At 35.0% G+C, this 11,325-nt stretch carries 12 protein-coding genes; 2 read left to right on the top strand and 10 right to left on the bottom strand.

Features of this window, described 5'->3' with window-relative positions; all coding sequences use genetic code 11:
• Nucleotides 1-171: 171 nt before the first annotated feature.
• The 4 genes from OKX56_RS02465 to OKX56_RS02450 all read right to left on the bottom strand — a co-directional run bounded on the left by OKX56_RS02465 (nucleotide 172) and on the right by OKX56_RS02450 (nucleotide 3,913).
• Nucleotides 172-882: a response regulator gene (locus OKX56_RS02465; RefSeq protein WP_068884124.1), complete on the bottom strand. Its 711-nt coding sequence runs from the start codon at nucleotides 880-882 to the stop codon at nucleotides 172-174.
• Nucleotides 866-2,326, bottom strand: coding sequence for a HAMP domain-containing sensor histidine kinase (locus tag OKX56_RS02460; protein ID WP_287895548.1), 1,461 nt, complete (start codon nucleotides 2,324-2,326; stop codon nucleotides 866-868). Before OKX56_RS02460 ends, OKX56_RS02465 begins: the two co-directional genes overlap by 17 nt.
• Before the next feature lie 534 nt (nucleotides 2,327-2,860).
• Nucleotides 2,861-3,193 (bottom strand): CGGC domain-containing protein, encoded by a 333-nt coding sequence (locus OKX56_RS02455; protein WP_287895546.1) that lies wholly within the window; start codon nucleotides 3,191-3,193, stop codon nucleotides 2,861-2,863.
• A gap of 48 nt (nucleotides 3,194-3,241) precedes the next feature.
• Nucleotides 3,242-3,913 (bottom strand): Crp/Fnr family transcriptional regulator, encoded by a 672-nt coding sequence (locus tag OKX56_RS02450; protein WP_287895544.1) that lies wholly within the window; start codon nucleotides 3,911-3,913, stop codon nucleotides 3,242-3,244.
• A gap of 86 nt (nucleotides 3,914-3,999) precedes the next feature.
• On the opposite strand from OKX56_RS02450, the gene OKX56_RS02445 reads away from it, so the two are divergent.
• Nucleotides 4,000-4,707 (top strand): ATP-binding protein, encoded by a 708-nt coding sequence (locus OKX56_RS02445; protein WP_287895543.1) that lies wholly within the window; start codon nucleotides 4,000-4,002, stop codon nucleotides 4,705-4,707.
• 75 nt (nucleotides 4,708-4,782) lie between these two features.
• Here the strand turns inward: OKX56_RS02445 and OKX56_RS02440 are convergent, their stop codons facing one another.
• The 4 genes from OKX56_RS02440 to OKX56_RS02425 form a co-directional block, all read right to left on the bottom strand.
• Nucleotides 4,783-5,244: an HD domain-containing protein gene (locus OKX56_RS02440; protein ID WP_502850634.1), complete on the bottom strand. Its 462-nt coding sequence runs from the start codon at nucleotides 5,242-5,244 to the stop codon at nucleotides 4,783-4,785.
• A gap of 117 nt (nucleotides 5,245-5,361) precedes the next feature.
• Nucleotides 5,362-6,990 (bottom strand): hydroxylamine reductase, encoded by a 1,629-nt coding sequence (hcp, locus tag OKX56_RS02435; protein ID WP_287895539.1) that lies wholly within the window; start codon nucleotides 6,988-6,990, stop codon nucleotides 5,362-5,364.
• A gap of 12 nt (nucleotides 6,991-7,002) precedes the next feature.
• Nucleotides 7,003-7,317 carry a cupin domain-containing protein gene (locus OKX56_RS02430; RefSeq protein ID WP_287895537.1) on the bottom strand — a complete coding sequence of 105 codons (315 nt, stop codon included), beginning with the start codon at nucleotides 7,315-7,317 and terminating at the stop codon, nucleotides 7,003-7,005.
• Between the two features lie 133 nt (nucleotides 7,318-7,450).
• Nucleotides 7,451-8,077, bottom strand: coding sequence for a 4Fe-4S binding protein (locus tag OKX56_RS02425; protein WP_287895535.1), 627 nt, complete (start codon nucleotides 8,075-8,077; stop codon nucleotides 7,451-7,453).
• 94 nt (nucleotides 8,078-8,171) lie between these two features.
• Between OKX56_RS02425 and OKX56_RS02420 the strand changes: the two genes are divergently transcribed.
• Nucleotides 8,172-8,834 (top strand): Crp/Fnr family transcriptional regulator, encoded by a 663-nt coding sequence (locus OKX56_RS02420; RefSeq protein ID WP_287895533.1) that lies wholly within the window; start codon nucleotides 8,172-8,174, stop codon nucleotides 8,832-8,834.
• Between the two features lie 134 nt (nucleotides 8,835-8,968).
• Here OKX56_RS02420 and OKX56_RS02415 read toward each other — a convergent pair whose 3' ends face one another.
• Both OKX56_RS02415 and OKX56_RS02410 read right to left on the bottom strand, forming a co-directional pair.
• Nucleotides 8,969-10,540: a recombinase family protein gene (locus tag OKX56_RS02415; protein WP_287895531.1), complete on the bottom strand. Its 1,572-nt coding sequence runs from the start codon at nucleotides 10,538-10,540 to the stop codon at nucleotides 8,969-8,971.
• Nucleotides 10,530-11,321, bottom strand: a complete 792-nt coding sequence (locus OKX56_RS02410) for a recombinase family protein (protein ID WP_287895529.1) — start codon at nucleotides 11,319-11,321, stop codon at nucleotides 10,530-10,532. The genes OKX56_RS02415 and OKX56_RS02410 overlap by 11 nt, the downstream gene beginning before the upstream one ends.
• Nucleotides 11,322-11,325: the final 4 nt, after the last annotated feature.

Genomic DNA, 11,325 nt, shown 5'->3' with positions numbered 1-11,325 from the left:
TGGTATTATTGGGTTTGTGGTTATTCTCATTATACCAGATTTGGTGGTTTCCTTGTTGTATTTAACCATACTTTCAAAGACTTTCAAGGTTTCAACCTACCCGACAGGGTGGGAAAGTTGAGTTAATAATTATAATTTGCTACTCTAACCTGATAACCATATAATTTTATCTTATCTATTCAACCGGTATCCCGCCCCCCATACTGTCTCTAAGATTTTTGGGTTTTTACTGTCATCCTCAATTTTTTCACGAATACGATTAATATGCACCATAACCGTCGCGCTATCCCCAACATAATCATATCCCCATATTTTTTCAAACAATTGTTCTTTCGAGAAAACAATATTAGGATTTTCAGCCATAAATTTTAATAATTCAAATTCTCGGTTAGGAAAGCGAATTTCTTGCTCACCCTTATAGACCTTCCATCCATGCAGAAGAACCCGAATATTACCTATTTGTATCTCATCGCCCTTCTCACCCGATTCTATCTGATTGGCTTCTGTTAATCGACTATACTGTCTTATATTTGCATTTACTCTTGCTACAAGCTCAGCGGGATCAAAAGGTTTAGTAATATAATCATCTGCACCAAGTCCCAGACCACGAATTTTATCAACAGATTCCGTCCTTGCCGTTACCATGAGAATTGGAATATTAATTTCACCTCTTATCTCTTTGCATATCTCATAACCATTCTTTCCGGGAAGCATAAGATCCAGCAGTAATAAGTCAAACTTTTCCACATGCAGAAGTGGAAGTACTTTATCGCCATCACTTACAATGAATGTTTCAAACCCACTAGCTTCCAGATAAGCCTGTTCTATCATACTGATATCATCATCGTCTTCGACAATCAGAATTCTATATTTGGCATTCATCTAAATCACCATATTCAGCGAAAATTGGTAGTCTTATTCGAATAGTAAGACCGTTGCTGTTTTCTGCATCTACTGAGCCTCCCATAGCATCCACTAGATATTTTACAATATAAAGACCTAGTCCATTCCCTTCTTTTATATTCCTTGACTCATCACCTTGGAAAAATTGTTCAAAAATATGGGAAATCTTATCTTCTGAAACTCCACAGCCATTATCAGATATCTCAAGTACTACATATGAATGTTCTTCAAAAATATTAATGGTAATTTCAAGCTTATCTGTTTCTGCATATTTTTTACTGTTTTCCAGTATATTGTCAAGTATTCGTTTCATTTGTTCTCGGTCAACATTTGAAAACAAACCTTTTTTTACATCTTTAATTTTAATTTTTATAGATTCATTCTCTATCAATAATTCGTATCTTTTCACATAATCTTCCAGATACTCACTCCACTCTATCTTTTCAAAAAACAGTGGCATATTACCTGTTTCAAGTTTTGAGAAATAAAATAACCTTTCCAAAAGCCGATCCATTTCTATCGTTCGTCTATAAGCTGTATCAAGAAATTTTTCTCTTAATTCAGGTGTTGTCGCAACCCCATCCTTGAGACCTTTTATTGTTCCTCTGATTGCCGTTAATGGAGTCCTTAAGTCATGAGAAATTCCCGCCACCATTTCAACTCTCACCTTTTCATAAGACTCCTTTTCCGCATTAGCTTCCGTTATATGTTCCTGCATTTCATTAAATGCGTCACAGACATATTCAAATTCAAGATCTCCCTTGTATTTAACAGGTTCAGAAAAATTTCCTTCTTTCATTCTTTTTGCTCCTTTTGACAATGCATCTAAAGGATTTGTGATATGTTCTATAAGTCTCTTAGTAAAAATCTGACTAATTATGAGTAAGGCACCTATGCAAAATATACCATCAATCAGCAATAGTATAAGTATAGTAGTCAAACTATTTTTTTGAAACAGGAATTTATGATATTCTCCTGCAATTGCAAACACTTTCATTTTCTCATTCATATTATTTTGTGTTAGCACAGTCATATAGTCTTGTACATAAATATGCACCTTTTCATCTGTTTCCAAATAATCTCCAATTTCATTTATAAGCTCACTCACAGGAAAATCAGTATTTGAGTAAATCACTTCACTATCTATTTCAACGCAAAGAGAAAATCCATACCTGTTCAGTTTTGTTGCAAGATTGTTTATCGCCTCTTCTGTTGGGGATGGATTCCAATCTGTCAGGATATTTCTTATTTGTTCGGTATTATCTGCTAACTCAGACGAACCAATCATGCTGTTTTTATAAGTGCTCTCATATAAATTTACTACAAACATATTAACGAAAAGAAATAGACTTAAAGTTACAAGTACCATTCTGGTATTAGAAATAAAAATTCTGCGTTTCACCGTCTGCTTTTCCTTATTCATCGTCCTCCTCCTCGTTTTTATTTTATCGGTTTGTTTCTGAAAATCTGTAGAGTTTTAATCTAAGGCCAATACAATTTTTTGGGGTTGGATAAAACTCCTGATTCACACGTATAGGAATTCGGTGAAGCTTGAAATACCGGCATTTGACCCCGATGTCATCTTTTTTATCTCCTCAAGGGTTATTCAAAAATGTAGCAGCTTTAAAAAGCTGAAGTCCTTTATTTATCAGGGTTCTACCCGTTCCAGTAATGAAACCGTTTCTGTATGCGGTGAGATGACATAATTGATGTCGATTGAATTTTATCATATAGGGTGAGTTGATGAAATTGCTATCAACTGAAAAAACTTAGGGGTGAGTTGACACATTAGATGTTTTTTGTATTTTCTCACTTTATCCACGTGGGTTGAGATTAGTCATCTGCTGCCCGATTTTGAGATTTTTCAAATTCACCCTTGAGTGTGTAGTTTTTTGATTTTTGCTACACTCACAAGGGTTCAGTAGGCAGGGGATATAAAAGGGTCTAAACTACCGTTTTAATGGGTATAATCCAAAATAGTAATTGAATCACCTAATTTCTTTACTATTGCCTCTTTCATTTGTTCCGCATGAGGACATTTAAATCCAATCGGATTGCCCCTTGTTATGCAAGACGCTAAAACGATTGTATCAGCACCCCTTTTAACCATTTCAGCTGCTCTTGTCACTGCTTTCTTACCGGGACAGCCGCCGCAAGTATTAAGACCAATAATTTCAATTTCACCTTCCACGCCTTCAAATGCACATTTCTTTTCTCTCATTACTTTGAAATCTGTTGTCGCAGGGCACATATCCTCTGTCTGCATACACCTTATTAATCCAACCTTCATAAAAATCCGCCTCCTAATTTTTTTCTTTGATCTCGGTATTCTGTATTATTACTTATTCCTTTTTAAAATTTCAAATTCATTTTTCACAAATTTAATCAAACCTTCATCTCGCATATTACAAAGTTCACGTGACAATGCACTCCTATCTACACAAAGATAATTTGCAAGACCTTCTCGGTTATACGGTATTGAAATTTTTTTTAAATGGGTCATTTGTATCTGAGTATTGAAAAAAGTTAATAATTTTTCCCTTGTTGTACGTTTTGATAGAATCTCAATTTTTTGACTAAGGGTAATATTCTTTTTTGAAATCAATGAAAGCATATTCTCTATTAAACTTGAATGAAAAATACAGGCTTTATGGCAAGTTTTAATTATTCGCTTACAATCAATAAAAAGTATTTCACAATCTTCAATGGCTTGCACCGTTACAGGGCATTCAAAAATATCCGCACAAGCAAATGCTTCTGCAAAAATGTCATTAACGCCCAAGTGAGCAAGAATATTAACATTACCTTCCATATCTTCTTTTATAACTTGAATACTGCCTGATAGGACTATTCCAACAAAGTTAACATGGTCACCTTGAAGTAATATAACATCCTTTTTCTTATAAGAATCCACCTTTGAAGACAGGCATTTTATAATGCTTTCCAAATCATTTTCGTCAAAATCTTTGAACAAAGCATTTTTTTGTAGTTGCTTAAGATATTTCTTCATAAATTACCTCTTTTGTTGCAAATGCAACCGCCATCTTTTTTTCATTATAATATACTAATACTATAAAAAACAAGGAGGAATTCTAAATGTTACGACAAATTATAAAAATAGATGAAGACAAATGCACTGGTTGCGGATTATGCGTTACAGCCTGTCACGAAGGTGCTATCGGCATGGTCAACGGAAAAGCAAAGCTTCTTCGTGATGATTATTGTGATGGATTAGGTAACTGCTTACCTGTTTGTCCAACCGATGCTATTAGTTTTGAAGAAAGAGAAGCAGCTGCATTTGATGAAGATGCCGTAAAGAAAATTTCGGAAAGCAATCAACCACAAAACTTAGCCTGTGGCTGTCCGGGTACTCAATCCAAAACTCTCGAACGTAATGCTCTTTGCGAAGCCAAAGCGGATGCTCATATGCCAATCCAAACTCAATTAAACCAATGGCCGGTACAAATCAAACTTGTTCCACCAAACGCACCTTATTTCAACAACTCTCACTTATTAATTGCAGCAGACTGTACCGCATATGCATACGGCAATTTTCACAGTGAATTCATGAAAAACAAAATAACCCTAATTGGCTGCCCAAAACTTGATGAAGGCGATTATAGTGAAAAGTTTACTGCAATTCTTAAACTGAATAACATAAAATCCTTAACTGTTGTTAGAATGGAAGTCCCTTGCTGTGGGGGTATTGAAAATGCAGTTAAGACAGCACTTCAATACAGTGGGAAGCTTATACCTTGGCATATTATTACAATATCAACAGATGGCAGGATTCTTGAAGTATAATTCATTTTAATAAATCACTATGCTACACCCGCAAAGTTAGATTCATCCTATCAACTTGCGGGTTTTTTTATTAATTTATGAGAAATACATCAGTTTTAGTAAGCTTAACCCCGCATTCGTTCTAAAATAATGATCTCTTATTTTACAAACTGCTTCCTGCGACATTTCATCTTCAAATATATTTATTAAGAAATCTGCTTCAACAAGAATTTGAAAATCTATATCGTCAATTGCATTATATGTATGATGATGTCCAACAAGATAGCTAACTCTTGAGATAATCAAATCACTAAAACCAAGCCTTTTAAGTAAATCTTCTGCAATTGCGGGTCCTTCAATCTGTTGGTACTTTCCTGAACTCGAATTGTATTTCTGTTCGCTGACTTTAATTCCGATATCATGGACAATAGCTGCAATTTCCAAAAATTCCTGTTTTTCACTACCTATCTGTTCCATCTCTCCAATAGTTTTTGCAAAACTATATACTTTCATAAAATGATTGATTCTTTTAACATCACCTGCATAATAATTAATCATTTCATTTATAATAGCATTTTTTTCATCCAAGCTATATCCCTCCCTTTAAACAACAACTCCTGACAACGGCTATTGATTGTCAGGAGTTGCATTCCATATTGTTATATCTTTTTTATTTTAAGCCATAAACAATTTTATATCATCATCAACGGTTCCAATACCTGCAATTCCAAAGGTTTCAACAAGAACCTTTGCTACATTTGGTGATAAGAATGCCGGTAAAGTTGGTCCTAAATGAATGTTTTTAACACCCAAATAAAGCAGAGCTAAAAGTACAATAACAGCTTTCTGTTCATACCATGCGATGTTATAAGCGATTGGAAGCTTATTTACATCATCCAGACCGAACACCTCTTTGAGTTTCAGTGCTATCACTGCAAGAGAATATGAATCATTACATTGTCCTGCATCCAGCACTCTTGGAATGCCACCAATATCACCGAGCTGTAGTTTGTTATATCTGTATTTTGCACATCCGGCAGTAAGTATAACAGCGTCTGTTGGAAGTTTCTCTGCAAAATCTGTATAGTAATCTCTCGACTTCATTCTGCCATCACAACCTGCCATGACAAAAAATTTCTTAATTGCACCAGATTTTACAGCATCAATTACTTTATCTGCCAAAGCAAGTACTTGTGCATGTGCAAAGCCTCCAACGATGTTGCCTGTTTCAATTTCTGTAGGAACTTTACATTTTTTCGCCATTTCAATAATCGCAGAAAAATCCTTTTTGCCTTCTTTATCTGCTTCAATATGAATACAACCCGGATAACCTGATGCACCTGAAGTAAATATTCTGCCTCTGACCGCTTCGCTCCTTGGAGGTACAATACAGTTGGTTGTAAAGAGAATTGGCCCATTAAAAGATTCAAATTCCTCAATCTGTTTCCACCATGCGTTGCCATAGTTTCCTACGAAGTTCTCATACTTTTTAAAGAACGGATAATAATGTGCAGGAAGCATTTCGCTATGAGTATATACATCAACACCTGTTCCCTTTGTTTGCTCTAAAAGCTGTTCAAGGTCTGTGAGATCATGCCCTGAAATCAATATACCAGGGTTTTTACCAACACCAATATTAACACTCGTAATTTCAGGATTTCCATATTTGGATGTATTTGCTTCATCAAGAAGAGCCATAGTTGTTACACCAAATTCTCCGGTTTTAAGAGTTAATGCAACCAGTTCGTCGGCTGATAATTTATCATTGATAGTTCCCGCCATTGCTTCATATATAAATGCGTAAATGTCAGGATTTTCTTTCCCAAGGTTCAAAGCGTGATGGGCATATGCAGCCATCCCCTTTAAACCATACGTTATAAGTTCTCTTAAGGATCTGACATCTTCATTCTCTGTAGCAAGTACTCCGATTTTTGAAGCCTTTTCAAGCATCGAAGCCTTATCGGACACTTCAAAATTAGCAGCATCTTCTAATTCTATACCTGAAACATTCTTTTTTAACTCATTTCTTAAACCAAGCATTTTTTGAATCTGTTTTTCAATAGCTGATTCATCAAAATTTGCATTAGTAATAGTAATAAAAAGACTCTTTATTACTTCATGATTTACCTCTTTTAGTTCCTTATCTTGAAGTTTTCCTTTCACTACAACTTCCGAAATCCCTTTTACTGAATAGATCAACAAATCCTGAAGTTTTGCCACTTCCTCATTCTTACCACAGACACCCTTGATCTGACAACCCGTACCCTTTGCCGCTTCCTGACATTGATAACAAAACATGCTCATAATAAACCTCCTCTAATTTTTTGGTGCAGGTGCTTTAACAACAATCAGTTCCAAAACCTGCTCATTGTGATTTTTTACATTCATTTTGGTGTTGAAAGGAATTTTAAGAATTGTCCCAGCTTCATATTGATGAATTTCCTGTTCATTTAAGCCAATAGACAAGACACCTTTCAAGACAGTCATGTAAACATTTGAATTCGAAAAATGTTCAGGCAACCCTTCATCTTTATTAAGAATCATATGATTAAAATGAAGATTATCATCCTGAATAACTTTTTCAATAGTTTTTTCGTTACCCGTATTCATCTTAAAAACCTGTTCAATCATTTTTTAATTTCCTTTCTTTTGTATTTTTCTATTTTATTATACGCTATAGGCAAAACTTTATCTGTTGCATTTGCAACAATTTTAAATATTATTTTCAGATAGTCAGAATTTTAAAACCCCATACTTTTAGAATTTACTTTTTCCTATACACAATTGCCGATTTCGGGCAAACTACTGCACAGTTTATACACTGATAGCAATAAGCAGTATTGATAATTGCTTTTTTGCTTACTTTAGATACTTCTATTGCTTTAGAAGGACACGCATTTTCACATAATTTACAGCCAACACATTTATCGGAAATAACCATTTTAGAAAATAGTGCATGTTTACCAAATAATTTCTGAAGTAATCCAAATGGACAAATTTTATTATGAAAAATATCCGGTTTAAATCTCAATGTCATTACTACAGAAATGATTAGTAAGATGGGCAATATTGGTATATTTATAAAAAATATTCTTTTAAATAATATCACTGATAGTATGCTGGCAATCAAAACTACAAACGAAATTTTTTCTGAATTGAGCCATTTAGGAACATTAACACTTTGTATCTTCAACTTCTTTGAAAGCCACTCAGTGGGTTCCATTAGCGTATTCATAGGACAAATATACCCACAGTATATTCTACCAAAAAACACTGAAAATACTATGCTTACAACAAATAAACCTAGCCAAACCATCATATTCCCTGTAAAAATGAGAAAAGTAAACAGTAATAAAAAAAGTACCCTTATACTAAAAACTAACAGCTTCATAGCAAACCCTCCATAATTAAACTATTGATATAAATACATTATAGCATTATAATTTAATTTAAGGTGTTACCAAGGTAACACTATTAAGAAGGAGATGTTTATTATAGTTAAATACTGGGATTCAATTAATGAGTCGACTTTATTAAGCACACTGCCAACTGAAGAAATTCAAAAATTATTAGAAAATGGACAATTCAGAATTGTTTGTTACAAAAAAGACAGTATCATACATTTTGATGGAGAGGTTTGTTCGAAGCTTGAAATTATCCTCTCTGGTAAAATTGTTATTGAACGTATAGATGAATCTGGTAACACTCTAACTATTTCAGACTTTTATTCTGATGATATTCTTGGTGGAAATTTGATTTTTTCAACCAATCCCCGTTACCCAATGACAGCTATATCAAAGCTCCCTTCCGTTATACTGGAAATTAACAAAGAATTGCTTTTTAGTCTTTTCAGTACAAATCCGCTTTTTTTAAGCACGTTTCTTGAATTTATTTCCGATCATGCTTCCATCCTTAGCGATAAGATTAAACATTATATAAATAGAACCATTAGAGAAAGCATTATCAACTATCTGAAGTATGAGCAAAAAAAACAGAAGGCTTGTAAAATAATACTTCCTACGTCCAAAAAATCATTAGCTGAAAAAATCGGAGTTCAACGAACTTCTTTATCAAGAGAACTCCAAAAAATGAAAAATGAAAAATTAATTGATTTTGACTTTAAATCCATAACTATTCTTAATTTATAATTTTGTTGCCCAAAAAGAAAAAGCCGCAAACAGCGATGTTCAACATACCATTGCCTGCGGCTCATATCCTACATATTTACTTACTGGTTTTGCCTTCACCCTTTGACCACTTTTGAATATAAACTTATATTAACTTATATCTTAACCTCTATATCCACACCCGACTTAAATGAAACCTGAATCTTATCGTCAAAAACAGTTATCTGCTCTATCAGCTGCCTTGTGAGTTTATCATCATATTCAGAGATTATTCCGCTTTGAATATCCAGAAACTCTTTCATCTCACTTATTCGCTGGCGTTTGGTTTGCCTCTGTGCATTATGCTCCTGTGTTTCTTGTTTTATTGACCTTAGTCTGTGAATTTCTGCAGCTAGGTTGTCATAGTCAGATTTTGAACTTGCCAGCCGCATGATCTCATCTTGAAGTGTACCAAGCTTTTCATCAATGGCATCTGTATCCATATCAAATTCTGTTCCCAGCACTGTTTCAATGTTCTTAGACAATATGGTAATAAAACCTTCTCGCCCAGCAATTATCTGATTTATTGCTATCGTCACTCCTGTTTGCAAAACTTCCTCTGTTATTGTCTGCGACAGGCAGTCACTGCCTTTTTCCTCAAGCCTATTAACGCATCTCCAAACAACGGATTTCTTTCCTCTGTTGTTCCAATGAACCCTGCGATATATCTCCCCGCATTCTCCGCAAAAGACAATGCTTGATAATGCATATCGTGAGCTATAAATCCGTTTACCGCCACTCTTAGAGTTGTAGATATTTACTCGTCTCTTAATTTCCTCTTGCACCTGCATATGTAAATCCCTTGGAATGATTGCTTCGTGGCTGTTTTCTACATAATACTGAGGTACAATTTCGTTATTGATAACCCGCTTCTTTTCAAGAAAATCAATGGTATAAGTCTTTTGAAGCAAGGCATCTCCGACATACTTCTCATTTTGAAGCATTTTTTTAACTGTTTCTGGTCGCCACTTTGGAAGTCCCGCTCCTGTTAAAATGCCATCAGCTTCAAGACCTTTACAAATATCAAAGAGGCTTGCACCTTCTAAATATTCTCGGTAAATGCGTTTTACAATTTCCGCTCCTTGCGGATCGATAATAAGTTGTTTCTTGTCATCCTTGGTATAGCCTAAAAAGCGATTATGGTTTATCTGCATTTCACCTTTTTGGAAGCGATATTGAAAACCCATCTTAACATTTTGACTGGTGGAGCGGCTTTCTTCTTGTGCAATTGAAGCCATAATGGTAAGCATCAGCTCACCTTTACTGTCAGTGGATATTATATTTTCTTTTTCAAAAAATACTGGAATATTCTTATCTCTTAACTGCCTTGTATAATTCAAACAGTCGAGAGTATTTCTTGCAAACCGACTCACTGACTTTGTAATGATGTAATCAATTTTACCAGCCATGCAATCGTCGATGAGCCGATGGAAATCTAGCCGCTTCTTGGTGTTAGTTGCTGATATGGCTTCATCTGCGTATATACCTGCAAACTCCCACTCATCATTTTTTTGTATAAAATCAGTGTAATGACTAACCTGAGCTGCGTAGCTTGTTAATTGTTCTTCGTCATCAGTGGAAACCCTGCAGTATGCGGCAACTCTCAGCTTGGTTACCGCTGTTCTAGTAGAATTATTACTTCCAGTTCTACGTGTTGCTGGTATTACGGATACATTTTTAACTGCCATTTGCTTTCAACTCCTCTCTCATTATTTTGCTATTTAAAAATTCAAAGGTGGCAGTGTTATCGGTTGCCACCTTAATGCATTTTATTATTCTTCTCATAAAGTTACCGTCAAAGACTGTAGGTTTATCCTTCATGGCGGTGAGCAGTTTATCTGTCATATAATCAAAATCATCAACCTTTGAAATAGAATACACGTATTCTGCTTGCTCGAATGGATCTGAAAAAAGTTGCTTTATTGCGACTGTGTCTAGCTTTGGTTTTACTGCAATTTCATCAAGATCAATCTTACCCAGCACCCGCATAAAAGCCGCTTCAATTAAATCCTCTTTTATCATTGCACTTTTGCAGGTAAGCCTGTTTTTCACAAGATATCTGCTGCACTTCCAGCGTTCATTACCCTTATCTGCGTATCTCCTAAACTCACTACCGCAATCGTCACAAAACACAATGCCCCAAAAAGGCGATATTTTAGTTTTATCCAAGGCGAAGTAATTTTTATTTCTTCCCAAATGTTCAGCCCGGCGTTTTCGCTCCGATTGAGCCTCGTCCCAAATTTCTTTATCAATTATAGCAGGGTAGAAGGTATCACCCATATATCTCTTATCCTCAATCATTCTGCCCAGTGAAACGTGCTTACGTGGTATCCCAGCAATATCCGCTATTCTTTGAAGCGATGTACCAGATAAATATTCTTGGAATAATACCTTTACATTTTCAGCTTTTTCACCATCTATTACTGCCACGCCGCTTGCTATCAAATATCCATATGGAGTATGTGCCATAACC

The sequence above is a fragment of the Dehalobacter sp. genome (assembly GCF_030063005.1).
In the GTDB taxonomy this organism is placed as follows: Bacteria; Bacillota; Desulfitobacteriia; order Desulfitobacteriales; family Syntrophobotulaceae; genus Dehalobacter; species Dehalobacter restrictus.
This window is presented reverse-complemented; position numbering and strand designations above follow the sequence as displayed.